The sequence below is a fragment of the Amycolatopsis sp. NPDC049868 genome (assembly GCF_044461365.1).
Classification (GTDB): Bacteria; Actinomycetota; Actinomycetes; order Mycobacteriales; family Pseudonocardiaceae; genus Amycolatopsis.
On sequence record NZ_JBITKV010000001.1, the window covers coordinates 668,217 to 692,384 of the forward strand.

Consider the following 24,168-nt stretch of genomic DNA (forward strand, 5'->3'; position numbering starts at 1 on the left):
AGCGGCGGGTGCGCCGGAGGTCGGAGCCGTCACCCGGCCGAACGTGATGAAGGTCGCTTTCGGCGGATTGACCCCTTCCTCGGGTGCGGACTCACCCCGTGAGGCAGGATGTCGCGTGATCGGCCTTCGTCAACAAAAGGGGACGGTATGCACGACGGCAGTGGCCGCATCGCGGTGCAGAACCTGAGCAAGCAGTTCGGTGCGGTCAACGCGGTCCAGAATCTGAGCTTCACGGTGGAGCCCGGTTCGGTGACCGGCTTCCTGGGGCCCAACGGGGCCGGGAAGACCACGACGCTGAGGATGCTGCTCGGGCTGGTGACGCCCACGAACGGCACGGCGACCATCAACGGGCGCCCGCACGACCAGCTGGGGAATCCGGCGCGGGTCGTCGGTTCGGTGCTGGAGAACGAGGGTTTCCACCCTGGCCGCACGGCGCGCAATCACCTGCGCGTGTACTCGGCGGCGATCGGGATGCCGGATCAGCGGGTGGACGAGGTCCTCGGGCTGGTGGGTCTTTCGTCGGCGGCGGACCGCAAGGCGGGCGGGTTCTCGCTCGGTATGCGGCAGCGGCTGGCGCTGGCGACGGCGTTGCTGGGGAATCCGCAGGTGCTGGTGCTGGACGAGCCGACGAACGGGCTCGACCCCGAAGGCATCCTGTGGCTTCGGAACTTCCTGCGCGCGTACGCGCGTGAGGGGCGCACGGTGCTGGTTTCGAGCCACCTTCTGAACGAGGTGGAGCAGACGATCGACCAGGTCGTGATCATCAGCCAGGGCATGACGCGCTACAACGGCTCGCTGGACCAGTTGCGCAAGAGCAACCAGTCCCGGGTGCTGGTGCAGTCGGCCGACGCGAGCGGCCTCGTGTCCGCGTTGCAGGAGGCGGGGATCACGCAGGTCGCGCCGATGCCGGACGGCCGGGTCGCGGTCTCGGGCGCGACGGTGCAGCAGATCGGTGACGTCTCCGCGAAGGCGAGCATCGCCGTCTACGGCATGCAGGAGGAGACCGCGGATCTGGAGCGCATGTTCTTCCAGCTGACGCAGGGCCAGTACGCCGCGCCGCCGCCCGGTTTCCAGCAGGGCCCGCCGCCGGGCTATCAGGGTCCGCCTCCGGGTTATCAGGGCCCGCCGCCCGGCTACCAGGGTCCGCCTCCCGGCTACGCGCCGCAGAACACGCCGCCGCCCGGTTTCGCGCCGCCGCAGCAGTTCCAGCAGCAGGGTCAGCCGCCGCAGCAACCGCAGTACCAGCAGGCGCCGCCTCAGCAGCAGGCGCAGCAGCAGGGCCAGAACGAGGGCTGGGGAGGCCAGGGCTGATGGGCAACCTGATCAAGGCGGAGTTCCGCAAGACGCTCACGCTCAAGGCGTGGTGGGCGCTGATGATCCCCGCGGTGGTCTTCGCTTTCGCGTTCGCCCTGTTCTGGGGCATGGTCACCAACGACTTCAGCGACTTCCTGGGCCGCTCGGACACCCGCGAGCTGACCGAGGCGCTCGGCATCTCGACCGGTGAGCTGCCCGTCGGCCTGCTCGCCCTCGGGCACGGCATCAACATCGGCACGATGATCCCGATCATCTTCGGTGTCTTCGCCCTCGCCGGCGAGTACACGAAGAAGACGATCACGACGACGTTCCTCACCGCCCCGAACCGGGTTTCGGCGTTGAGCGCGAAGATGATCACCTACATCGCCTGGGGCGCGATCTACGGCGTGATCATCGTGGGCGCGGCGAGCCTCGGCACCGTGATCACGGTGGACAGCCAGCGCTTGCCGACGGCGGGTCAGTGGCTGGGCGTGCTCGGCGCGGGGGTTCTCGCGACGATCCTGGCGACCCTGTTCGGTATCGGGGTCGGCGCGGTCTGGCGCAGCGTGGTCGGCAGCATCATCACGCTGACCATCTGGATGCTGGTGGTCGAGAACGTCCTGGTGTTCGTCATGTTCGGCGCCGCGGACATCACCTGGCTGGGCGGCGTGCTGCCGAACGGCACGGTCAACGGCATCGTGGGCGCCATCGGCGCGGAGGCGTTCGGCGCCGCCGGCGTGAAGGTGCCCGGCCTGCAGGACGAGACGGCGTGGGCGCTGCAGTACGCGGCCGGTGCCCCCGGCGCGTTCTCGTGGTGGGCCTCGGCGCTCATCTTCTTCGGCTGGACGATGATCTTCTTCCTGGCCGGCTGGGCCGTGAACCAGAAGAAGGACATCACGTAGGTCACAGCCTCCGGCCACACACGCGCTATGAACGGTCCGTTCCTTGCAAATTTTGCAAGGAACGGACCGTTCATAGCGTTCGGCCCTGCGCGAACCGGCCGGTCCTGTCGGTGCGGACGCATAGGCTTGCGAGGTGACCACTGCTCCACCTCGTCCTCGTCAAGTCAGTCCGGCACGTGAGACGGCCCCGGTGCCCACCGGAGGCTGGATCCGCCGCCTGGCCGCTTCGTGCTGGAAACATCCTTGGCTGGTCGTGCTCTCGCTGGGCGCGGCGATCATCGGCGTCGGGCTCCAGGCCGCCGGCCCGCTGCTGATCCGCGAGGCGCTGGACGACGCCGTCGCGGGCGACACCTCCCGGCTCGGCCTGCTCGCCGCCGTGATGGCGGTGCTGCAGGTGCTGACCTTCGGCAACGCCTTCGCCCGCCGGTACGTCGGCGGGCGGCTGGCCCTCGACGTCCAGCACGACCTGCGCCGCCAGGTGTTCAACGCGGTCTCGCGGCTCGACGGCGGCAAGCAGGACGCGTTGCGCACCGGTCAGGTCGCCTCGCGCGCGATCTCCGATCTGCAGCTGGTCACGTCGGTCCTGATGCAGGTGCCGCTCTCGGCGGGCTCGGTGATCTTCGCGCTGCTGTCGCTCGGCGCGATGCTGTGGATGTCGCCGACGCTGACCCTGATCGCGATGGTGGTCGCCCCGGCGATCGCGATCATCATGGCGGTGAGCCGGAAACGGCTCTTCCCCGCGACATGGGCGGCCCAGCAGCGTGCGGCCGACGTCGCACAGCAGGTCGAGGAGACCGTCACCGGCGTACGCGTCGTGAAGGGCTTCGGCCAGGAAGCGCGCGAAGTCGCGAAGCTGGAGAAGACGGCGCGGAAGCTCTTCGCCGAACGCATGCGCGCGGCGCGGCTCTCGTCCTTGCCGACGGCCACGACGGCGGCACTCCCCGCCGCGGGCCAGGTCGCGGTGCTGGCGGTCGGCGGCATCCTGGCGTTGAAGGGCGAGGTCAGCCTCGGCACCTTCCTGGCGTTCGCGACCTATCTGTCCATCCTGATCGGCCCGGCGCGGATGATCTCGAGCCTCGTCGTCCAGGCGCAGCTGACCAGGGCGGGCGCGGAACGGGTCAACGAACTCATCGACGCGCAGCCCGACGTCGTCGACAGCCCGGACGCGCGGCCGCTGCCCGACGGCCCGCTCGGTGTCCGGCTGGAGGACGTCTCCTTCGGCTACACGCGGTCGGATCCCGTGCTCGACGGCCTCACCCTGGAGGCCCGGCCGGGCGAAACACTCGCGCTGGTCGGCACGGCCGGTTCGGGCAAGTCGACGATCTCCCTGCTGCTGCCCCGGTTCTACGACGTGCACAGCGGCTCGGTCCAGGTCGGCGACCTCGACGTCCGCGACGTCCGGCAGCATGATCTGCGCAGTGTGATCGGCGTGGTCTTCGAAGAGGCGTTCCTCTTCTCCTCGTCGGTGCGCGACAACATCGCCTACGGCAGGCCGGACGCGAGCGACGAAGAGATCCGCGCGGCCGCGCGGGCGGCGGAGGCGGACGAGTTCATCCAGCGCCTCCCCGACGGCTACGACACGCTCGTCGGCGAGCGCGGGCTGACGTTGTCGGGTGGTCAGCGGCAGCGGCTCGGCCTCGCCAGGGCGCTGATGACCGATCCGCGCGTGCTGGTCCTCGACGACGCGACCTCCGCCATCGACACGGTCACCGAGGCGGCGATCCACGACACGCTGCGCTCGGTCACCGCGAGCCGGACGACCCTGCTGATCGCGCACCGCCGCTCCACCCTCGCCCTCGCCGACCGGATCGCCGTGCTCGACAAGGGCCGCGTCGTCGACGTCGGCACCGAGGAGGAACTGCTCGCGCGCTGTCCACTGTTCCGCGAACTCGTCGCGGGTCCGGGTGACGACGTCGAGGAGCCGCATCGCTGCGAGGGTCTCGACTGCGGTCCCGCCGGGATCACCCCCGCCTTGTGGCCCGAGCAGGACAAGGCCGACGAGCTGGCGGGCGAACGGAAGGGCTCGGGCGGCGAATGGGACGTCGACCTGCCGCCGAGCGATGAACTCATCGAAGGCGTCCGGAAACTGCCGCCCGCCACGGATGTCCCACGCCTGCCGGGCACGGATGTCCCACGCCTGCCGGGCACGGATGTCCCACGCCTGCCGGGCACGGATGTCACCGCGCCCGAGCCGAAGTTCCGCCTCGGCCGCCTGCTGAAGCCGGTCCGAGGCCCGCTCGCCGTGGTGATCGGGCTGGTCGCGGCGGACGCGCTCGCCACCATCGCGATGCCCGCGCTCTATCAGCACGGCATCGACAACGGCGTGCGCGCCGGCGTGGAGGCGGTGATCTGGCTGGCCGCCGGGATCGGCGCGCTGGTGATCCTCGCCGACTGGCTGGTGGTCTACCTCCAGACGAAGATGACGGCGCGGGTAGGCGAGACGGTGCTGTACTCGCTGCGCGTCCGCAGTTACGCCCATCTGCAACGGCTCGGGCTCGACTTCTACGAACGCGAACTGTCCGGGAAGATCATGACCCGGATGACCACCGACGTCGACGCGCTCTCGACGTTCCTGCAGACCGGTGTCGCGCAGGCGGTGGTGAGCGCGCTGACCCTGGTCGGGATCGCGGCCGCGTTGATGATCACCGACATCGGTTTGGCGGCGTACGCGCTCGCGGTGCTGCCGATCCTCGTCGTGGCGACGGTGATCTTCCGCCGGGCGTCGTCCAAGGCGTACACCGAAGCCCGGGAACGGGTCAGTGTCGTCAACGCGGACATGCAGGAGAACGTGAGCGGGCTGCGGGTCGCGCAGGCGTACACGCGTGAGGAGCGGACGGCGGAGAAGTTCGCTTCCCGCAGCGACGAGTACCGGCGTTCGCGGCTGCGTGCCCAACGCTATGTCGCGACGTACTTTCCTTTCGCGGCAATGCTTTCCGGGCTGGCCGAGGTAGTCGTGCTGATCGTCGGGGCGAACCGGGTCGCGGCGGGCACGCTGTCGGCCGGCGTGCTGGTGGCGTTCCTGTTGTACTTGGGCCAGTTCTTCTCGCCGATCCAGCAACTGTCCTCGGTGTTCGACGGCTACCAGCAGGCGCGGGTGGGCCTGTCGCGTATCGGTGATCTCCTGCGCACACCGACTTCCGTTCCGGAGGCGGAAAACCCGGTCGCGATGCCGGACCGCCTGCGCGGCGAGGTCTCCTTCAAGGACGTGGATTTCGCTTACACCACGGCGGACGAGCCCGCCCTGACGAAGCTCACACTGGAAGTCGCGCCCGGGGAGACCGTCGCACTGGTCGGGGCGACGGGCGCCGGGAAGTCGACGGCGGTGAAGCTCGTCGCGCGCTTCTACGACGCGACGGGCGGTGTGGTCCGGATCGACGGGACCGACATCCGCGAGTACGACCTCGCCGCCCTGCGCACGCGAATGGGCGTGGTACCACAGGAAGCGCATCTGTTCTCGGGAACCGTCGCGGACAATGTGCGCTACGGCAGGCCTTCCGCGACGGACGCGGAGGTCGAGGAAGCGGTCCGGTCCGTCGGCGCGCTCGACGGTGTCGCCGCGCTCCCGGCCGGTTTCCACCAGCCCGTCGGTGAACGCGGACGGTCCCTTTCGGCCGGGCAACGGCAACTCGTCGCTCTCGCCCGCGCCGAACTCGTGGATCCGGACGTCCTCCTGCTCGACGAGGCGACCGCGGCACTCGACCCGTCCACCGAGGCCGCCGTCCTGCGCGCGACCGAACAACTCGCGCGCCGCCGCACGACGTTCGTGGTCGCGCACCGCCTCGCCACCGCCGCCAAGGCGGACCGGATCGTGGTACTGGACCACGGCCGGATCATCGAACAGGGCACGCACGCGGAACTCGTCGCGGCGGACGGCCACTACGCACGCCTTTGGTCCCTGGGCTGATTCCCGAGTACATGAAGGCCCCCTTCCTTGCGCCTAGGTACAGGAAGGGGGCCTTCATGTATTTGAGCCCACCCCGCGCGTCCTCGATCCCTTGCGCGGCAAGGCCGCATGCCCGAGAGATCCCGGCGCGGCAGATCCGCGCCCTGTACACCGAAACCACGATCCGCGTCTATCAGGCGTACGCCCCGGCCATCGCCGATGCCGCGCTGAAGGCGGGCACTTTCGTGCCGCCGTTCAAACGCGAACGCATGACCTGGATCAAGCCGTCCTTCCTCTGGATGGCGTACCGCTGCGGCTGGGCCGCGAAGCCCGGCCAAGAGCGCGTACTCGCCCTCGACATCACTCGCGAGGGTTTCGCCTGGGCGCTCGAACACTCGGCGCTCAGCCACTACGACCCCGATGTCCATCCCGACCGCAAGACGTGGCAGGACGAGGTCAAGACCAGCCCGGTCCGCATCCAATGGGATCCGGAACGCAGCATCCGGCTCGGCCCCCTGAAGCACCGTTCGCTCCAGATGGGATTGAGCGGCGAGGCCGTCGATCGCTATGTCGACAAATGGATCACGGCGGTCACCGACGTGACCCCGGTCATGCGCGAGGTCGGCGCCCTGGTCGCGGCGAACCGCATCGAAGACGCCGAAGCGCTGCTACCCGCGGAGCGTCCGTACCCCGGCTAAGGCCGCCACTTGAGGCCGCCCATCCCGGCGACTTCGAGGTCACGCTCCGAAGCCCACCGGACCGTCCCCGGCCGGACGTGCACGCCGGCCGCCACGGTCCAGTCCGGCTCGTCGGGCTCGACGTGCTCCATCTCCCTGAAGTCGGCGAGTGTCGGCCAGACCGCCGAGCACGAGTCGCACATCAGCACGACCTTGCCGGACTCGGTGACCAGCGGGCGCACGCGCCCCTCGTCCCAGAACGACGGGCACTCGTCCAGCCACATCGGCTGCCACCACCTCGCGGGCGATCGGCGGCCGGCACGACACCGGCCGCATCTTCCACCGAGCAAAACCCTCCGACGTGAACTCCAGGCTGTCCCCACACGACCACTCCGTCAATCTTTCCCGACGAAACAGCGACCTGAGCTGCACATACCGCGAATTGGAAGCAAAGGTCCCCCGCTCCCCCCGGCGCCGGAGGGCCGGATCGGCGAGTGGCATATTTTCGGTCTCTTGATCGAGACAGTGACCCATCACCTAGTGCGCCACGCCTCACACAGGCCAGTTCCATCACACGGCTGCGACCGAGGGGGTTAGCCTGGTAGGCGCATCAGCGGTGTTCAAGATCTCGAGACGGATAGAGGCGAGTCCAAGCCGTGTCCAGCAGCAGCCCTGCGTCACAATTCGGCCCCAACGAGTGGGTCGTCGAGGAAATGTACGACCAGTTCCTTGCCGACCCCAGCTCAGTCGATGCCGCCTGGCACGACTTCTTCGCGGACTTCAAGCCAACGCAGGACGCGCAGGCCAAGGCTGACGACGCACGTCCGGCCCCCGCGGCTCCCGCGAAGGACAGCGCGGCCTCCAACGGCCAGGCCACGAAGCCGGCCCCGAAGCCCGAGTCCACCGCGAAGCAGACAGCCCCGGCGAAGGCCGCCCCGAAGACCGAGGCGAAGCCCGCCCCGAAGGCGGCGGCTCCCAAGGCCGCGGAGAAGGCTCCCGCCGAGAAGGACGCCGAGCCGGAGTCGAAGCAGCTCCGCGGCGCCGCGGCGGCGATCGCGAAGAACATGGACGCCTCGCTGTCCGTGCCGACGGCCACGAGTGTGCGCGCCGTCCCGGCGAAGCTGATGGCCGACAACCGCATCGTCATCAACAACCACCTCAAGCGCACGCGCGGCGGCAAGATCTCCTTCACGCACCTCATCGGGTACGCGATGGTCCGGGCGCTGAAGAACTTCCCGAACATGAACCGGCACTACCAGCTGATCGACGGGAAGCCGTTCGCGGTCACGCCGGAGCACGTGAACTTCGGTCTCGCGATCGACATGAAGGGCAAGGAAGGCTCCCGCACGCTCGTCGTGGCCTCCATCAAGGCCACCGAGAACATGACCTTCATGCAGTTCTGGCAGGCCTACGAGGAGATCGTCAAGAAGGCCCGCAACGGCAAGCTGACCGCCGACGACTTCGCCGGCACCACGATCTCGCTGACCAACCCCGGCGGTATCGGCACCAACCACTCGGTGCCGCGGCTGCAGGCCGGCCAGGGCGCGATCATCGGCGTGGGCGCCATGCAGTACCCGGCGCACTTCGAGGGCACCAGCGAGAAGGCACTGGTCGACCTCGGCGTGTCGAAGATCATGACGCTGACCTCGACGTATGACCACCGCATCATCCAGGGCGCGGAGTCGGGCGAGTTCCTCAAGCGCATCCACGAACTGCTGCTGGGCGAGGACGGCTTCTACGACGACGTCTTCACCAGCCTGCGCCTGCCCTACGAGCCGATCCGCTGGGTCGCCGACATCCCGGACGGCCCGGTCGACAAGACCGCGCGCGTCATCGAGCTGATCGACGCCTTCCGCATGCGCGGTCACCTGATGGCCGACACCGACCCGCTGAACTACCGGCAGCGCAGCCACGCCGACCTCGACGTCCTCTCCCACGGCCTGACCCTGTGGGACCTGGACCGCGAGTTCCCGGTCGGCGGCTTCGCCGGCCAGGAGCGGATGAAGCTGCGCGACATCCTCGGTGTCCTGCGCAACTCCTACTGCCGCACCGTCGGCATCGAGTACACGCACATCCTCGACCCCGAGGAGCGCCGCTGGATCCAGGACCGCGTCGAGATCCCGCACGAGAAGCCGGACCCCGCGGTCCAGAAGTACGTGCTCTCGAAGCTCAACGCCGCCGAGGCGTTCGAGACCTTCCTGCAGACCAAGTACGTCGGCCAGAAGCGGTTCTCCCTCGAAGGCGGCGAGACGGCGATCCCGCTGCTGGACACGCTGCTGGACAAGGCCGCCGAGCACGAACTCGACGAGGTCGTCATCGGCATGCCGCACCGCGGCCGCCTGAACGTGCTCGCAAACATCGTCGGCAAGCCGATCGCGCAGATCTTCCAGGAGTTCGAGGGCAACCTCGACCCAGGCCAGGCGCACGGTTCCGGTGACGTGAAGTACCACCTCGGCGCCGAGGGCAAGTACTTCCGCATGTTCGGCGACGGCGAGACCAAGGTGTCGCTCACCGCGAACCCGTCGCACCTGGAAACCGTCGACCCGGTCCTCGAGGGCATCGTCCGCGCGAAGCAGGACATCCTCGACAAGGGTGGCGAGGGCTTCACCGTCCTCCCCGTCCTGATGCACGGCGACGCGGCCTTCGCGGGCCAGGGTGTCGTGGCCGAGACCCTGAACCTGGCGCTGCTGCGCGGGTACCGCACCGGCGGCACCGTGCACGTCATCGTCAACAACCAGGTCGGCTTCACCACCGCGCCCGAGCACTCGCGTTCGAGCCAGTACGCCACCGACGTCGCGAAGATGATCGGCTCCCCGATCTTCCACGTGAACGGCGACGACCCCGAGGCCGCGCACTGGGTGGCCAAGCTGGCCGTCGACTACCGCCAGGCGTTCCACAAGGACGTCGTGATCGACCTGATCTGCTACCGCCGCCGCGGCCACAACGAGGGCGACGACCCCTCGATGACGCAGCCGGCGATGTACGACATCATCGACACGAAGCGTTCGGTCCGGAAGACCTACACCGAATCGCTGATCGGCCGCGGCGACATCTCCGTCGAAGAGGCCGAAGCCGCGTTGCGCGACTTCTCCAGCCAGCTGGAGCACGTGTTCAACGAGGTCCGCGAGCTGGAGAAGCACCCGGCGAAGGCCAGCCCCTCGGTCGAGGAGGAGCAGCAGGTCCCGGCCAAGGTGCCCACGGCGACCACCACCGAGGTCATCGAGCACATCGGCGACGCGTTCCTCAACGTGCCAGAGGGCTTCACCCCGCACCCGCGGGTCAAGCCGGTCATGGAACGCCGTCACAAGATGTCCCGCGAAGGCGGCATCGACTGGGCGTTCGGTGAGCTGCTCGCCTTCGGTTCACTGGCCATGGAAGGCCGTCTCGTGCGGCTGTCCGGTCAGGACTCGCGCCGCGGCACCTTCACCCAGCGCCACTCGGTGCTGATCGACCGCAAGACCGGCCAGGAGTACTCGCCGCTGGCCAGCCTCGCCGAGAACCAGGGCCGCGTGATGATCTACGACTCGGCGCTGTCCGAGTACGCGGCGGTCGGCTTCGAATACGGCTACTCCGTGGCCAACTCCGAAGCGCTGGTCATGTGGGAAGCGCAGTTCGGTGACTTCGTCAACGGCGCGCAGACCGTCATCGACGAGTACATCTCCTCCGGTGAGGCCAAGTGGGGCCAGCTCTCCGATGTCGTGCTGCTGCTGCCGCACGGCCACGAAGGCCAGGGCCCGGACCACACCTCCGGCCGCATCGAGCGCTTCCTCTCGCTGTGCGCCGAAGGCTCGATGACCGTCGCGGTCCCGTCGACCCCGGCGAACTACTTCCACCTGCTCCGCCGTCACGCCCTCGACGGGGTGAACCGGCCGCTGATCACCTTCACCCCGAAGTCGATGCTGCGTAACAAGGCGGCGACCTCGGCGGTCGAGGACTTCACCGGCCAGACGAAGTTCATGTCGGTCATCGACGACGCCGTGGTCGACCCGTCGAAGGTGCGCAAGGTCCTGCTGACGTCGGGCAAGCTGTACTGGGAGCTGGTGGCCGAGCGCACGAAGCGCGGGGCGAACGACGTCGCGATCGTGCGTGTCGAGCAGTACTACCCGCTGCCGAAGAAGAAGCTGCTGGCGGCGCTGGAGCGCTACAACGGCGCTCCCGCGGTCTGGGTCCAGGAGGAGCCAGAGAACCAGGGTGCGTGGCCGTTCTTCGGTCTGAACCTGCCCCGGAAGCTCCCGGAGGTGTTCTCCAACCTGGACGTCGTGTCGCGCCGTCCGATGGCCGCCCCGTCGGCCGGCTCGTCCAAGGTGCACGAGGTCGAGCAGAAGGCGCTGATCGCGCGGGCGTTCGACTGATCGCCTGACGTGAGCTGAAAGGGCCCTTCACCGTATCCCATGCGGTGAAGGGCCCTTTCGCTGCAAAGTGTCCTTCAGCCGATCGCCTCGGAGGTCGCCTTGGCCATCTTCAGGGCGTTCTCCTTGCACACCGTCTGGTTGACGGTCCCGGACGCGTCGGGGCCGGTCACGATGATCTCGCCCTCGACGTTGCCCTGGTAGAACTTGATCTGGCACTGGCTCGGCGAATCGAGCTTGGTGTGCACGGCCTTGGTGGACTTCGCCATGCTGGGGATGAGCACGCCGCCATCGGTCACGGCGTTCTCGACCCCGGCCTTGGCCCAGGCCTCCCCCGCGCCCGAACCCGGCTCCTTCGACTTCGACAGGTACATCGAGACGGTCGCCGACGGCGCGTTCGGTTCACGCCAGGAGCACGACGAACGGGTATAGGTGATCTCGTCGTTCGACGTGCTCGCCGGCTCCTCGCCCTTCGGCGTTTCGAGCGGCGGCAGGTTCCGCACCTTGCTCCCGATCTTCTCGCAACCGGGCATCGAGGTGTACTTGTCCGGCGGCCCGGACTTCTTCGACGAAGTCGGCGCCGCGGACGAGGACGAACCGGAGTCGGACAGCAACAGGAAGGCCGCGACCCCGCCACCGCCGAGCAGTACCACCGCGCCGATGACGAGCCCGACGATCAGTCCGGTGTTCGACTTCTTGGGCGGCGGCCCGTAACCGGGCTGCGGGTAGCCGGGGTAACCCTGCGGTGGATACGGCTGCTGAGGTCCCTGCTGGTAGGGCGGTCCGGGCTGCATGCGGAGAGGTTAAAGCCTCGCGAAGGTCCTTAGTGGACGAATGTGGCAACTGGGCGCCGAATCACTCTCCGGATACGTGAAGGCCCCCTTCCCAGCAGGAGGAAGGGGGCCTTCACGTACTCCAGGGGTGGATCAGACGGTCAACGACCAGCTGTTGAGCGAGCCGGTGTCGATCGAGTACACGTCCTGAACCTTCAGCTTCCACGCGCCGTTCGCGGCCTCGGCCGAGGCGTTGACGGTGTAGGTGGTGTTGATGTTGTCGGACGAGTCGTTGCTCGAACCCTTCAGGCGGTACGAGGTGCCATCGGGCGCGACCAGGTCGATGACCAGGTCACCGACGTAGGTGTGCGTGATGTTCACCGCGACCTTGGTGGTGGCCGAAGCGTTGCGGGCGCAGTTGGCGACCGTGATCGTGCTGGTCACCGCGGCACCGGCGTCGGGGATGGCGACGACGCCGCTGTTGGTCTGCGTGCCGCACGGGGTCGGCTCGGGGCCGGGGCCACCGCCGGCACCGGTGTAGAGCAGCACGTTCGGCGAACCGGTGCCCGGGTTGGTCACCTTGTCCTTGGTGCCGTTGGCGACCAGCGCGTCACGGACCTGCTTCGGCGTGGCCGACGGGTTGGCGGAGGCGTACAGGGCCGCCGCGCCCACGACGTGCGGGGTCGCCATCGAGGTACCGCTGATGGTGTTGGTGCCGTTGTTCAGCCACGTCGACGTGATACCGCTGCCCGGCGCGAAGATGTCGAGGCAGGTGCCGATGTTGGAGAAGCTCGACCGCGCGTCGGTGTTCGTCGTCGAGCCGACGGTGATGGCTTCCGGCGTACGGGCGGGCGAGGTGTTGCAGGCGTTGGCGCCGCTGTCGTTACCGGCCGCGACACCGTAGGTGACACCCGACGCGATCGACCGCTGGACGGCCTGGTCGAGGGTCGTCGAAGCGCCGCCACCGAGGCTCATGTTCGCGACGGCGGGCTTGACGGCGTTGGCGGTCACCCAGTCGACACCGGCGATGACGCCGGCGGTCGTGCCGGAACCGGAGCAGTTCAGCACGCGGACGGCGACGAGCTTGACGCCCTTGGCCAGACCGTGCGCGGTACCGCCGATGGTGCCGGCGACGTGGGTGCCGTGGCCCTGGCAGTCCGTGGCGTCGTTGTCGTTGTCGACGGTGTCACGGCCGTGGGTCGCGCGCCCGCCGAAGTCCGGGTGCGTGGTGAGGATGCCGGTGTCGACGACGTACGCGGTGACGTTCGACGCCGTGGTGCTGTAGCTGTACTTCTGGTCCAGCGGAAGGCTCTGCTGGTCCACCCGGTCCAGACCCCACGACGGCGGGTTCAGCTGGTCCGTCGAGACCGAGACGGTCTGGTTCTGCTCCACGTAGGCGACAGCGGGGTCGGCGGCGACGCGCTTCGCCTGCTTTTCGGTCAGCGCACCGGAGAAGCCACGGACCGAAGACGCGAAGGTCTTCTCGACCGTGCCGCCGTGGCGCTGGGTCACGCTCTTCGCGGTGGCTTCGACCGACGAGCCGTCCTTCAGCACGACGATGTAGCTGTCCTTGATCGCCTTGGCGCTGCCGGCGTTGACGATCGAACCTTCCGCCGCCGACGCGACGGTGGTGCCGCCGAGCGCCGTCAGCACTGCGACGGCCGCGGCCACACCGAAGGCAGGCAGTCGTCTCTTCAAGGTTCCCAGGGAATTGTTCAAGATATTCCTCCCAGGCAGGGGCGACCCACGGACATGACGAGGCCCGCCGGATCGTTGGGGTGAATCAGAGGTGAACCGCGTTCCACTTAGGAGCGCAGGCTGAGACTAAGTCGCGTTTTCACCCTAAGGAAGACCTTGCATTACGGACATCCCGGTAGTAATGGGCACCGCGTCGGCGCAGCTCGGGCACCGTTCAGCCCCCGCCTTTAGTCGCGTTTTGCGCCCGTACGGCCCACGAAGAAATGGGGATCCGCACATCTGGTGGTCGTTTTCCCACCCTCGCGGCGTTTCACGCTCGTGGAAGTACACACGGATGGCCGCCTACTAAAGTCGTGACGTCGGCGGGCGGAAAACGATTTCCATCCTACCTTCGGATGGAGCACACTCGGGCGCATGCTGCTCCGACAGGAAATCCCGGCCGATCGCGAGGCGATCCACGCCGTGCATCTGGCCGCGTTCGCGAAACTCAGCGTCCCAGTGGTCGAGGCGAAACTCGTCGACGAGCTACGGGAGGACGGCGACCTGATCGGCGCACTGTCCATCGTGGCCGAACGCGACGGCGAGGTCGTCGGACATGTCTGCTGCAGCCCGGCGAGGCTCGGCGGCGACGAGAAGTCGACGGTCGGTCTCGGCCCGCTCGGCGTCCTGCCCGAATACCACGCCTCCGGCATCGGCTCCGCGCTCGTGCACGCCGTGGTCGGCGCGGCGGACGCGCTCGGGTACGGCGCGGTGGTCCTGCTGGGCGACCCGAACTACTACTCCCGCTTCGGTTTCGTGCTCGCCGCACAACACGGGATCACGCCGCCGGTCGCGGAATGGGCGCCGCACTTCCAGGTCCGCACCCTTCGCGCGTACACGCCAGAGCTCCAGGGCGAGTTCCACTACTCGCCCGCCTTCGACCGCCTCTAGCCCCTCCCGCGTTTCGTCCTCTGAATGCGGTCCTTGCGCGTGCGACTACCGCATCCAGAGGACGAAACGCATGGGGGTCAGGACGGCGCGAGGAGGTTGTTCCGGCGCAGGAACTCCTCGGCGACGTCGAGCGGGTTGCGCTTCTCCTCGCTGAACTGGACATTCAACTCGGTCAATTGGTCGGTCGTGAGCGCCGCCGAAACCCGGTTCAGCGCGTCGACCTCCTTCGGTGACAACGTCCCCTTCGCCGCGAGCGGCACGATGTTCTGCGCGGGGAACATGTTCTTGTCGTCCACCAGCGGCACGAACCCGTTGGCGGCGATCGACGACGACGTGCTGAACAGGTCGGCGACCTGGACGTCGCCGGACTTCAGCGCCGCAACCGTGACCGGGCCGCCGGTGTCCGTCGTGCGGATCTCGGCGAACTCACAGCCGTAGAGCGTCTTGATCTTGTCCTTCCAGCGGCTGCTCCACTGCCCTGGGCCGCCGAACACGAATTCCTTGCACCGCTTGCCCAGATCGGAGAAGGTCCGGATCCCGGAATCGGCGAGCTCCTTGCGCACCACCAGCAGGTCCTTGTCCTCCGCAGGCGCCTGTTCGAGGACCTCGAATCCCGACGGCAACTTCAGCTTCAGCTGCGCGTAGACGTCCTGCGGCGTGGTCGCCTGCGTGTCCTTATCGAAGTAGCGCAACAGGTTTCCGCTGTAGTCCGGCACCACCGAAAGCGATTTGTCCTGCAGCGCCTTGACGACGACCTCGCGGCTGCCGACCGGCGGGCGCACGGTCACGTTCTCGGCGCCCGCGTTGCGCAGCGCGCCCGCGTAGATCTGGGCCAGCAGAAGGCTTTCCCCGACGTCGGACGCGCCGATGATGATGTCCCCGGTCGCGCCGCCCTCGGCTCCGCCGGCGAGCGGGTTGCCACAGCTCGCCGTCAGCAAAGCGATCCCGGCGAACAGCGCCGTCACCGTCCGCCTCATACCTTCGCCTTCTTCCCGCTCGCGGCCTGCGCCAGCCGAACTCCCTTGGGCACCAGCAACCGCTGGACACCCGCCAGCGCGAGGTCCAGTACGACCGCGAGCAACGTCGTCAGCAGCGCGCCCGCGACCACCTGCGGATAGTCCAAAATGGCCAGTCCGTCGAGCAGGAACCGGCCGAGCCCGCCGAGGCCGACGTAGGCGGCCACGGCGGCCGTCGCCACCAGTTGCAGTACCGAGTTCCGCACCCCGCCGAGCACCAGCGGCAGCGAGATGGGCACCTCGACCTTCCACAACCGTTGCCAGCCGGTCATTCCGATGCCCTGTGCCGCGTCGACCACGCCGTGGTCGGTCGCCTGCAGGCCCGCGTACGTCCCGGCGAGGATCGGCGGGATGGCGAGCACCACGAGGCCGATGATCGTCGAGAGTTCGCTTTCGGTGAAGAGCAGGAACAGGAAGGTCACCAGCCCCAGCGTCGGCAGCGCGCGGATCGCGTTGCCACCGCTCACCAGCAATACCGCCCCGCGGCCGGTGTGCCCGACGTAGAGGCCGAGCGGGATCGCGATGATCAGTGCGAAGACCAGCGCCAGCGCCGTGTAGCCGAGATGCTGCAGCAGCCGGGCAGGGACGCCGTCCGGGCCCTGCCAGTGGGCCGGGTCACCGAACCAGTTCAGCACGTCGCCGATCATTTCGCCCCCGCCGTGGTCGCCACCCGGTCCCAGGGTGTGAGGAGATCGCGAAGCCGGACCAGAACCAGATCAACGATCAATGCGAGCAGCAGCGTCGCGACGATCCCGACGACGATCGGCGAGAAGTACTCGCGCTGGAAGCCGTCGGTGAACAGCACGCCGAGCCCGCCGGTGCCGATCAGCGCGCCGACGCTGACCAGGCTGATGTTGCTGACCGAGGCCACCCGGACACCCGCCGCGAGCACCGGCACCGAAAGCGGCAGCTCCACGCTGAGGAACCGGCGCGCGGGTTTGTAGCCGATCGCCGTGGCCGCGGCGACGACATGCGGCGGGACGGCGTCGAGCGCGTCCAGCACCGGGCGTACCAGGAGGGCGGCGGTGTAGACGGTGAGTGCCACGATGACGTTGACGCTGTCGAGGATCTTCGAGCCGATGATGCCCGGGATCACCACGAACAAGGCGAGCGACGGGATCGTGTACAGCAGGTTCGACACCACCAGCAGCACGGAACGCGCCGCGGCGAACCGGTGGCCGAGCCAGCCCGCCAGCACCGCGATCACCAGGCCCAGCACCAGCGGGACCAGCGAGAGATAGATGTGGTCGAGCAGGTCGCCGAAGAACTGCGAGCGGTTGTTGGCGCTGCCCAGGTAGCGGCCGAGCTCCGCGAAGAAGTCCCCCATCAGGAACTCAGCGACGGCGCTTCGATCACCTCGAGGACTTGCTGGGCTCTGACCACGCCGAGGACCTTCTGGTCGGCGTCCACCACGACGCCGAGGCTCGCGGGCGACGAAAGCGCCGCGTCGAGCGCGCCCCGGATCGGCGACCCCTGAAGGTACAGCGAACCACCGGCGACGAGATCGGTCTCCGCGAGTTCTCCGTCCACAGTGGACCCCGGACGCAGCCAGCCGCGCGGTTGGCCGTCGGCGTTGACCGCGACCTGCCACTCGTCGGACGGCCCGGGGGCGGGCTTGCCGACCTCGACCCGCTTGACCTCTTCGACGACGATCCCTTCCGCCGAAAGGAAGGAAAGCCCGCGGTAGCCGCGGTCCTTGCCCACGAACGACGCGACGAAATCGTCGACGGGATGCCGCAACACCTCCGAAGGCGTGCCGTACTGCGCGAGCACCCCGCCGACGCGGAGCACCGCGATCTTGTCGCCGAGCCGCACGGCCTCGTCGATGTCGTGGGTGACGAACACGATCGTCTTGCCCAGCTGCGACTGCAGGCGCAGCAGTTCGTCCTGCAGTTCCTCGCGGACGATCGGGTCGACGGCGGAGAACGGCTCGTCCATCAGCAGCACCGGCGAATCCGCCGCGAGCGCCCGCGCGACACCGACGCGCTGCTGCTGTCCGCCGGAAAGCTGGGCGGGGTACCGCTTGCCGAGTTCCGCGGGCAGGCCGACGGTTTCGAGCAGTTCCGCCGCGCGCTTGCGCGCCTTGCCCTTGTCCCAGCCGGACAGCAGCGGCACGGTGGCGACGTTGTCCAGGACCGTCCTGTGTGGAAAGAGGCCGGCATGCTGGATGACGTAACCGATGCCGCGGCGCAGCAGTGCCGGGTCGCCGTCGCTGACGTCCTCGCCGTCGAGCAGTACCGTGCCCGAGGTCGGCTCGACCATCCGGTTGATCATCCGCAGCGACGTGGTCTTGCCGCAGCCGGACGGCCCGACGAAGACGGTGATGGTGCCGTCCTCCACGGTGAGGTTCAGGTCGTCGACCGCGACCGTCCCGTCCGGATACCGCTTGGTCACGCCACGGAACTCGATAGTCACGTGTCTCTCCCCATGTCTGGTCGAAAAACCGTAGCCCAGATCCTGCCTGTTGGCACGGTGTCCCAGGAGGCGGGTCACTAGGCTGCTGCCTGTGAGTTCCTCCGTCGATGACGTCCTCGCGGCGCACGGTGTCCACGTGCGACCGCTCCATCAGGTGATTTCCCTGCTCCGGACGGATTGGCGTGACCTCGGCGAGCTGATCCGCATCAGCACCGCGCCACACCGGAGTGTCGAAGACGTGCTGAACGCGCTCGGCGACGACTTGGAGCGGAACGAGTCCCGCTTCCGGCTGAACCCCGCCACCCGGGAGAAGTACGCGCGCTTCGGGGCACGGGACCGGAAATCCGATCCCGACCTGCTGAAGACCATCACCAGCTACGTCGAGAACGTGCCCGCGCCGCTGGCCGCGCTCGATCACGTGCAGGCGACGCCGGAGACGGTGCTGAACCGGGCGCTGTGGCTGGACGAGCGCTATGACCTCGATACGGCGAAGCTGCTGTTCCTCGGCGACCACGACCTCACTTCACTGGCCGTACGCGCGTTGCGGCCGGACGCGGACCTCACTGTCGTCGATCTCGACGATCGCGTGCTCTCCTACATCGACGAACTCAGCGAGCGGTCCATCCGCACGCTGCACACGGATCTGCGCGTCGGCCTGCCTCCCTCGGTGACCGGGCGGATGGATCTCGTGTTCAGTGATCCGCCTTACACCCCCGAAGGAATGGGCTTGTTCGCCGCACGCGGGGTGCAGGCGCTCGCCGAACCCTCGGACGGGCGGCTGCTGCTCGCCTACGGCTACAGCCCCCGGCATCCCGCGCTGGGCGCGCAGGTGCAGCGGGCGCTCGCGACGCTCGGCCTGACCTTCGAAGCGATCCTGCCGGACTTCAACCGCTACTTCGGCGCGCAGGCGATCGGGAGCGCGGCGGACCTCTACGTCTGCCAGCCGACCGCGAAGTCGAAGAAGAACCGCGGCGGCAAGGGGAAGGCCGCGATCTACACGCACGGCCCGCAGTCGGTGGAGTCCGCCGGGGCGGCGAAGACTTCGCTGCTGGACAAGCTGCACGAGATCGCCACCGAAGGCGGGCTGGCGCTGGAGTCGCGGCCGGTCGACTGGTCGGTTTCCGGGCCGGAAGGCGACGCCGTCGCGATGGACCTCTCGGCCGACCCCGGCCCGTGGCTGCTGCGGACCCTGCTGGGCACCAACGCGCGACGGCTGGCGCTGCTGGTCCCGAACTCGCATCCCGACCTGACCAACGCCGAGGCGCAGGGCGCGCTCAACCGGCTGGTCGGGGCGAAGTACAAGCTGCGACTGCTGCGAAGCACCCCGGACAACCGGCACGCCGTCGTCGTCGCGGACGCCGTCGAGCACCAGGAGGAGCTGCTGACCAGGGCGCACGCGCGGCTGGCGAATGTCTCGCTGGACGTCCCGCCGGAGCTGACGGACGCGCGGCTGATCGACCTGCCGCGGCACCGGCTGGCGGAACTGCTCGGCTGAGGCCCCGCAACCCCCGAGTGCTAGGAACGGTCCTTTCCTTGCGAAATTTGCAAGGAAAGGACCGTTCCTAGCACTTGAGCGAGCGTGAAAGGGACCGTCACACCACGCCGTCGGCCTCCGCGGCCTTCGCGACCGCGGCGGCCACCTCGGGCGCGACGCGCGGGTCCAGCGGGCTCGGGACGATCCGGTCCGGGCCGAGGTCGTCCTGCGCGACGGCGAAGATCGCCTCGGCCGCCGCCAGCTTCATGTTCTCCGTGATCGCCCGCGCACCGGAATCCAGCGCGCCGCGGAAGACGCCGGGGAACGCCAGCACGTTGTTGATCTGGTTCGGGAAGTCGCTGCGCCCGGTCGCCACGATCTTGGCGTACCGCGAGGCCGCGACCGGGTGCACCTCCGGGTCGGGGTTGGACAGCGCGAACACGATCGCGTCGTCGGCCATCCCGGCCAGCAGGGTCTCGTCGATGGTCGCCCCTGACAGGCCGAGGAAGACGTCGGCGCCCTTCAGCGCCTCGCCGAGGCCGCCGCGCAGACCGGCCGTGTTCGTGGTCTCGGCGAGCTTCTCCTTGATCGGGTTCAGGCCTTCGCGACCGGAGTGGATGATGCCGCGCGAGTCGAGCACGGTGACGTCCGCGACGCCGGCGTTCTGCAGGATCCTGGCGCAGGCCACACCCGCCGCGCCGGCTCCCGAGACGACCACGCGCTGGCCGGAGATGTCCTTGCCGAGGACCTGGTTCGCCCCGCGCAGCGCGGCCAGCGTGACGATCGCCGTCCCGTGCTGGTCGTCGTGCATGACCGGGCAGTCGAGGGCCTCCTTGAGGCGGTCCTCCAGTTCGAAGCAGCGCGGCGCCGAGATGTCCTCCAGGTTCACCGCGCCGAACGACGGGCGCAGCCGGACCAGGGTCTCGATGATCTCGTCGACGTCGGTGGTGTCGAGCACCAGCGGGATCGAGTCGAGCCCGCCGAAGGTCTTGAACAGGACCGACTTGCCCTCCATGACCGGCAGCGACGCGCTCGCGCCGATGTCACCGAGGCCGAGCACCGCCGTACCGTCGCTGACCACCACGACCAGCCTGTCCGCCCACGTGTACCGCTTCGCCTTGGCCGCGTCCTCGGCGATCGCCCGGCTCACCTTCGCCACCCCAGGCGTGTACGCGACCGAAAGGTCACGGGGCGAGGAGATCGGTCGCGTGGCGGCCACGGAGAGCTTGCCGCCCTCGTGCCCCTCGAAGATCTCGGTGTCCGTCACTGGCGTGGTCATCGTGGTGGTTCCCGTCATTGCTTCCGCCGTGTCTAAGGACGGCGAAGTCTCGATTCGAGCGAAGGTCATTGGAATTCTCCTGGGACTGCGAGCGGGGGAACTGGCCGGTGAGCAGGCCAAAATTGGGCATGGCCCGGCCACCTGGGGTAACTCGTCCTCCGACACGGCAGCCCAGCGCGGTAGCGCCGGCCTGTCGGCGAAGCGTCCAATCGGCCATCGGTGCCGTGGGTGTGGCGACGGCCGCGGACGCAGCGGTCGGATCATTGTGACAGGCGTGCGGACCAGTGTGCCCCTCTGGTGCGGTTGATGTCACAAACCGGCCCGGCTTTCCGCAGTTCAAAGGAGGTTTCGCAAGACGTCCATCCGGTTTGGGAAGGGCTCGTTAGCATTGGGACATGCAAGCCAGGCGCCTCAGCATCCCCGACTGTTTCGAGTTCACCCCGCGGGTTTTCCCCGATCACCGCGGCCTGTTCGTGGCGCCGTTCCAGGAAGAAGCGTTCGTCGAAGCGGTCGGGCACCGGCTTCGTCTCGGGCAGACCAACACCAGCGTCTCGCGCCGCGGGTCCATCCGCGGCGTGCACTTCGCGGACACCCCGCCCGGGCAGGCGAAATACGTGTACTGCCCGAGCGGTTCGCTGCTGGACGTCATCGTGGACCTCCGGGCGGGCTCGCCCACTTTCGGTGAATGGACGTCCGTTCTGCTCGACAGCACCGAGTACAAGGCGGTCTACATCGCCGAAGGCCTGGGCCACGCCTTCATGGCGCTCGAAGACGACACCGTCATGGCGTATCTCTGCTCCGAGCCGTACAACCCGGCGGGCGAGCACGGCGTCAACCCGATGGACGCCGATCTCGCCTTGCCCTGGCCTCAGGACATCGAACCCGTCGTGTCCGAAAAGGACACCGCGGCGCCCTTCCTGAAAGAGGCCTTGGAACAGGGACTGCTGCCGCGGTACGACGACTGTGTGGCGTACTACGAGAAGTTGCGGGCCGCGGGCTGAGCTAGCGCGCCACGTCCTCGGCCAGCACCCGTTCCACGTTCCGTTCCGCCAGCGCGGTGATCGTGACGAAGGGGTTCACCCCGGTGCTGCCGGGGATCAGCGATCCGTCGGTCACGTAGAGGTTCGGGTAGCCCTTCACCCGGCCGTACAGGTCGGTGGCCTCACCCAGCACCAGTCCGCCCAGCGGGTGATAGGTGAACCGGTTCTCGAACGACCGCGTATCCCCGAACAGGTCACTGCGGTAGATCGTCCGATTCGCCCGGTTGACCTTGTCGAACAACGACTTCGCCGCGTCGATCGACGGCTTCCCCTGTGAAGCGCGCCAGTGGAGCCGCGCGGAGTCGCTCGCGGCGTCGTAGGTGAAGTGGCCGCGTTCGGGGTTCTTCGTGATCGCCAGGTACAGGCTCAGCCAGGTCTCGACCCCGGCCGGCACCGGCGCGACCTCGGCGAAGACCGGGTTCACCGGGTCGTCCCACGCGTCGATGCCGAGCGCGGGCATGCCCGACTGAAGCGAGCCGCCGAGGTCCCACGCGTGGTTGGCGCGGCCCAGCATCACGTTGCCGTTGGTACCCCAGCCGCGTCCGACCTCGTCGTTCAGCCCGGGCAGCGTCCCGGTTTCCCGTGCCCGCACGAGCAGCTCCGTCGAGCCGAGACTGCCGGCGCCGAGGAACAGGTACTTCGCGCCGAGCTGCTTCCTCGCCACGATCGCGCCGTCTTCGGAGGTCTCGTGCACGGTGAGGACATAGGTGCCGTCGGTCTGCCGGGTGATCCCGCGGACCTCGTGCAGCGTCTTGATGGTCACCTTCCCGGTGCCCAGCGCGGCCGCGAGGTAGGTCTTGTCGAGGGACCGTTTGCCGTGGTTGTTGCCGTAGATGACCTCGGACGCGAGCGCCGACCTCGGGACCTTGCCCGCTTCCTCCCGCTTCATGTACTCGAAGTCGTAAACGCTGGGTACGAACACCGTCTTGAGGCCCGCGCGCGTGGCGGCCTTCCGGGACACCCTCGCGTACCGATAGGAACGGCAGGTTTCGAACCAGTGCGGGTCGATGTGGTTCACACCGAGCGCCTGGTTGGCCCGGGGGAAGTACGTCCCGTACATCTCGTCCGCGTCGACGGCGGGCAGGATCTCCTCGAAGTACGACCGCCTCGGTGTCACGGCCATCGCGCCGTTGACCAGCGAACCGCCGCCGACGCCTCGTCCGAGGTAGACGGACATGTCGCCGTGGCTCACCCTGTCGAGGACACCGGGGTACCGCCCGATGTCCCGGTTCGCCAAGTCCATCCAGAGAAACGACGCGAGCGGGGCCTGCGTGCGGTTCTTGAACCAGGCTGCCCGCCGGTCCGGCCGGAGCATGTCGCAGAAGACCTTGCCGTCCGGGCCGGGGTCGGCCCACAGTTTGCCCATTTCGAGCATGACCGTGGGAATCCCGGCTTCGCCGAGACGGAGCGCGGTGACCGCGGCGCCGTAGCCGGTGCCGATGACCACGGCCGTCGAGAAGCCAGGGGACGCTTCTTCGGCCTGCGCGGTGGAAATCGTGGTCAGGCCGAGCGCGGCGGCGGAGTTGAGCGCGGTGTACCCGAGGAACTTGCGGCGCGACAGTGGGGACATGGGCCGATGATCGCCCGCCGTTCGAGCCGCCTTCAAGAGCGAATCCGAAGAGGATTCGCGTCAACTGGGTAAACACCGTTTATTTTCACTCGAACGTGGCGATTCAGGGGTCCCTTGGGTGGCTTCCCCGATGTGGCTCAGACCGGCACAGACCACTCTTTCGAGTCATGAGACGCCTTCTCGCCGCGACCGCGGCCGTACTGTCCGCAGCCACCCTCTTCGCCTTCCCCGCCCACGCCTCCGCGGCGGCGTTGCCCGACTTCGACTTCTCCGCCTGCCCCGCGCCGCCCGCCAACGCCGATCCCGGCACCTGGCGGTGCGAAGCCTTTGTCTCCCAAGGAGTCCTGACCATCGGCGACCGCGAGATCCCGCTCGGGGAGATGCGGCTGACGTTCTCCGAAGGCAAAGTGGACGGAAAATACGCGCAGGTGTTCGGCGAACTGCGGCACGCCCCGGCCCGGATCCGCGGCGCTTTCGGCGCGAGCCTGCAGCTGAAGTACGGCGGCTACTCGGACTTCCAGTCGAACGACGAGCGCCGCGGCGAACTGGACCTCTACGCCACCCTGCGGCATCCCTTGCTGCCCAAGGAATGCACGATCGGCACCCTCGCCGCGCCGCTCCACTCGGTGGTCAAGGACGATCCCGCGGTCCCCTTCGAGGTGATCTCGCAGAACCCCATGACCGTGAAATTCGGTGTCGTCGACTCGCAGCTCGCACTACCGGGCACGAGCGGCTGCGGCCCGCTGACGCGAGCGGCCGACGACGTGCTCGGTCTGCCGTCGGCGAGCGGGAAGAACACCTTCAAGATGGCGACCTACGTGCGGTTCAAATCCCTCTGACCACCCGCGTTTCGTCCTCTGAATGCGGTA

At 68.3% G+C, this 24,168-nt stretch carries 18 protein-coding genes; 9 read left to right on the plus strand and 9 right to left on the minus strand.

Translation table 11 applies throughout. From position 1 onward, the window contains the following. Window positions 1-147 precede the first annotated feature (147 nt). From ACIBTM_RS03330 to ACIBTM_RS03345, 4 genes are all read left to right on the plus strand, one after another. Window positions 148-1,311, plus strand: a complete 1,164-nt coding sequence (locus tag ACIBTM_RS03330) for an ABC transporter ATP-binding protein (RefSeq protein WP_016337043.1) — start codon at window positions 148-150, stop codon at window positions 1,309-1,311. Then, window positions 1,311-2,195 (plus strand): ABC transporter permease subunit, encoded by an 885-nt coding sequence (locus tag ACIBTM_RS03335; RefSeq protein ID WP_005150670.1) that lies wholly within the window; start codon window positions 1,311-1,313, stop codon window positions 2,193-2,195. The genes ACIBTM_RS03330 and ACIBTM_RS03335 overlap by 1 nt, the downstream gene beginning before the upstream one ends. Before the next feature lie 133 nt (window positions 2,196-2,328). Further along, window positions 2,329-6,099: an ABC transporter ATP-binding protein gene (locus tag ACIBTM_RS03340; RefSeq protein ID WP_395874959.1), complete on the plus strand. Its 3,771-nt coding sequence runs from the start codon at window positions 2,329-2,331 to the stop codon at window positions 6,097-6,099. A gap of 56 nt (window positions 6,100-6,155) precedes the next feature. After that, window positions 6,156-6,776 (plus strand): DUF4291 domain-containing protein, encoded by a 621-nt coding sequence (locus ACIBTM_RS03345; protein WP_395874960.1) that lies wholly within the window; start codon window positions 6,156-6,158, stop codon window positions 6,774-6,776. Here the strand turns inward: ACIBTM_RS03345 and ACIBTM_RS03350 are convergent. Next, window positions 6,773-7,039: a hypothetical protein gene (locus tag ACIBTM_RS03350; RefSeq protein ID WP_395874961.1), complete on the minus strand. Its 267-nt coding sequence runs from the start codon at window positions 7,037-7,039 to the stop codon at window positions 6,773-6,775. The genes ACIBTM_RS03345 and ACIBTM_RS03350 overlap by 4 nt on opposite strands. Before the next feature lie 372 nt (window positions 7,040-7,411). Here ACIBTM_RS03350 and ACIBTM_RS03355 point away from each other — a divergent pair, with 372 nt between their 5' ends. Continuing rightward, the gene (locus ACIBTM_RS03355; protein ID WP_395874962.1) at window positions 7,412-11,107 is read left to right on the plus strand and encodes a multifunctional oxoglutarate decarboxylase/oxoglutarate dehydrogenase thiamine pyrophosphate-binding subunit/dihydrolipoyllysine-residue succinyltransferase subunit; all 3,696 of its coding nucleotides are present in this window, start codon (window positions 7,412-7,414) and stop codon (window positions 11,105-11,107) included. 74 nt (window positions 11,108-11,181) lie between these two features. Here ACIBTM_RS03355 and ACIBTM_RS03360 read toward each other — a convergent pair whose 3' ends face one another. Both ACIBTM_RS03360 and ACIBTM_RS03365 read right to left on the minus strand, forming a co-directional pair. Next, window positions 11,182-11,898 (minus strand): hypothetical protein, encoded by a 717-nt coding sequence (locus ACIBTM_RS03360; RefSeq protein WP_395874963.1) that lies wholly within the window; start codon window positions 11,896-11,898, stop codon window positions 11,182-11,184. Between the two features lie 132 nt (window positions 11,899-12,030). Continuing rightward, window positions 12,031-13,596 (minus strand): S8 family peptidase, encoded by a 1,566-nt coding sequence (locus tag ACIBTM_RS03365; protein ID WP_395874964.1) that lies wholly within the window; start codon window positions 13,594-13,596, stop codon window positions 12,031-12,033. A gap of 393 nt (window positions 13,597-13,989) precedes the next feature. Between ACIBTM_RS03365 and ACIBTM_RS03370 the strand changes: the two genes are divergently transcribed. Continuing rightward, window positions 13,990-14,505, plus strand: coding sequence for a GNAT family N-acetyltransferase (locus ACIBTM_RS03370; RefSeq protein WP_395874965.1), 516 nt, complete (start codon window positions 13,990-13,992; stop codon window positions 14,503-14,505). Between the two features lie 77 nt (window positions 14,506-14,582). Here the strand turns inward: ACIBTM_RS03370 and ACIBTM_RS03375 are convergent, their stop codons facing one another. Genes ACIBTM_RS03375 through ACIBTM_RS03390 form a run of 4 tightly spaced genes read right to left on the minus strand, consistent with a single transcriptional unit; the run spans window position 14,583 to window position 17,936 of the window. Next, a complete protein-coding gene (locus ACIBTM_RS03375; RefSeq protein WP_395874966.1) occupies window positions 14,583-15,482 on the minus strand; it encodes an ABC transporter substrate-binding protein in 900 nt (299 codons plus the stop codon). Beyond that, window positions 15,479-16,168 (minus strand): ABC transporter permease, encoded by a 690-nt coding sequence (locus ACIBTM_RS03380; protein ID WP_038508680.1) that lies wholly within the window; start codon window positions 16,166-16,168, stop codon window positions 15,479-15,481. Before ACIBTM_RS03380 ends, ACIBTM_RS03375 begins: the two co-directional genes overlap by 4 nt. Then, the gene (locus ACIBTM_RS03385; RefSeq protein ID WP_395874967.1) at window positions 16,165-16,848 is read right to left on the minus strand and encodes an ABC transporter permease; all 684 of its coding nucleotides are present in this window, start codon (window positions 16,846-16,848) and stop codon (window positions 16,165-16,167) included. The genes ACIBTM_RS03380 and ACIBTM_RS03385 overlap by 4 nt, the downstream gene beginning before the upstream one ends. Beyond that, window positions 16,848-17,936, minus strand: coding sequence for an ABC transporter ATP-binding protein (locus ACIBTM_RS03390; RefSeq protein WP_395874968.1), 1,089 nt, complete (start codon window positions 17,934-17,936; stop codon window positions 16,848-16,850). The genes ACIBTM_RS03385 and ACIBTM_RS03390 overlap by 1 nt, the downstream gene beginning before the upstream one ends. Before the next feature lie 91 nt (window positions 17,937-18,027). Between ACIBTM_RS03390 and ACIBTM_RS03395 the strand changes: the two genes are divergently transcribed. Continuing rightward, window positions 18,028-19,431 carry a bis-aminopropyl spermidine synthase family protein gene (locus ACIBTM_RS03395; protein ID WP_395874969.1) on the plus strand — a complete coding sequence of 468 codons (1,404 nt, stop codon included), beginning with the start codon at window positions 18,028-18,030 and terminating at the stop codon, window positions 19,429-19,431. Between the two features lie 97 nt (window positions 19,432-19,528). On the opposite strand, the gene ACIBTM_RS03400 is transcribed toward ACIBTM_RS03395, so the two are convergent. Further along, window positions 19,529-20,689 (minus strand): NADP-dependent malic enzyme, encoded by a 1,161-nt coding sequence (locus tag ACIBTM_RS03400; RefSeq protein WP_395874970.1) that lies wholly within the window; start codon window positions 20,687-20,689, stop codon window positions 19,529-19,531. A 395-nt stretch (window positions 20,690-21,084) separates the two neighbouring features. Between ACIBTM_RS03400 and ACIBTM_RS03405 the strand changes: the two genes are divergently transcribed. After that, entirely contained in the window at window positions 21,085-21,690 is a 606-nt protein-coding gene (locus tag ACIBTM_RS03405) for a dTDP-4-dehydrorhamnose 3,5-epimerase family protein (RefSeq protein ID WP_395874971.1), read from the plus strand. A 1-nt stretch (window position 21,691) separates the two neighbouring features. Here the strand turns inward: ACIBTM_RS03405 and ACIBTM_RS03410 are convergent, their stop codons facing one another. After that, window positions 21,692-23,299: a GMC oxidoreductase gene (locus tag ACIBTM_RS03410; protein ID WP_395874972.1), complete on the minus strand. Its 1,608-nt coding sequence runs from the start codon at window positions 23,297-23,299 to the stop codon at window positions 21,692-21,694. 167 nt (window positions 23,300-23,466) lie between these two features. On the opposite strand from ACIBTM_RS03410, the gene ACIBTM_RS03415 reads away from it, so the two are divergent. After that, the gene (locus ACIBTM_RS03415; protein ID WP_395874973.1) at window positions 23,467-24,138 is read left to right on the plus strand and encodes a hypothetical protein; all 672 of its coding nucleotides are present in this window, start codon (window positions 23,467-23,469) and stop codon (window positions 24,136-24,138) included. Window positions 24,139-24,168 lie beyond the last annotated feature (30 nt).

Bases quoted from the DNA above. Each gene is read 5' to 3' on its own strand.
- ACIBTM_RS03330 (WP_016337043.1), top strand. From the start codon at position 148: ATGCACGACGGCAGTGGCCGCATCGCGGTGCAGAACCTGAGCAAGCAG.
- ACIBTM_RS03335 (WP_005150670.1), top strand. From the start codon at position 1,311: ATGGGCAACCTGATCAAGGCGGAGTTCCGCAAGACGCTCACGCTCAAG.
- ACIBTM_RS03345 (WP_395874960.1), top strand. From the start codon at position 6,156: ATGTATTTGAGCCCACCCCGCGCGTCCTCGATCCCTTGCGCGGCAAGG.
- ACIBTM_RS03350 (WP_395874961.1), bottom strand. From the start codon at position 7,039: ATGTGGCTGGACGAGTGCCCGTCGTTCTGGGACGAGGGGCGCGTGCGC.
- ACIBTM_RS03360 (WP_395874963.1), bottom strand. From the start codon at position 11,898: ATGCAGCCCGGACCGCCCTACCAGCAGGGACCTCAGCAGCCGTATCCA.
- ACIBTM_RS03370 (WP_395874965.1), top strand. From the start codon at position 13,990: ATGCTGCTCCGACAGGAAATCCCGGCCGATCGCGAGGCGATCCACGCC.
- ACIBTM_RS03375 (WP_395874966.1), bottom strand. From the start codon at position 15,482: ATGAGGCGGACGGTGACGGCGCTGTTCGCCGGGATCGCTTTGCTGACG.
- ACIBTM_RS03380 (WP_038508680.1), bottom strand. From the start codon at position 16,168: ATGATCGGCGACGTGCTGAACTGGTTCGGTGACCCGGCCCACTGGCAG.
- ACIBTM_RS03385 (WP_395874967.1), bottom strand. From the start codon at position 16,848: ATGGGGGACTTCTTCGCGGAGCTCGGCCGCTACCTGGGCAGCGCCAAC.
- ACIBTM_RS03400 (WP_395874970.1), bottom strand. From the start codon at position 20,689: ATGACCACGCCAGTGACGGACACCGAGATCTTCGAGGGGCACGAGGGC.
- ACIBTM_RS03405 (WP_395874971.1), top strand. From the start codon at position 21,085: ATGCAAGCCAGGCGCCTCAGCATCCCCGACTGTTTCGAGTTCACCCCG.
- ACIBTM_RS03410 (WP_395874972.1), bottom strand. From the start codon at position 23,299: ATGTCCCCACTGTCGCGCCGCAAGTTCCTCGGGTACACCGCGCTCAAC.
- ACIBTM_RS03415 (WP_395874973.1), top strand. From the start codon at position 23,467: ATGAGACGCCTTCTCGCCGCGACCGCGGCCGTACTGTCCGCAGCCACC.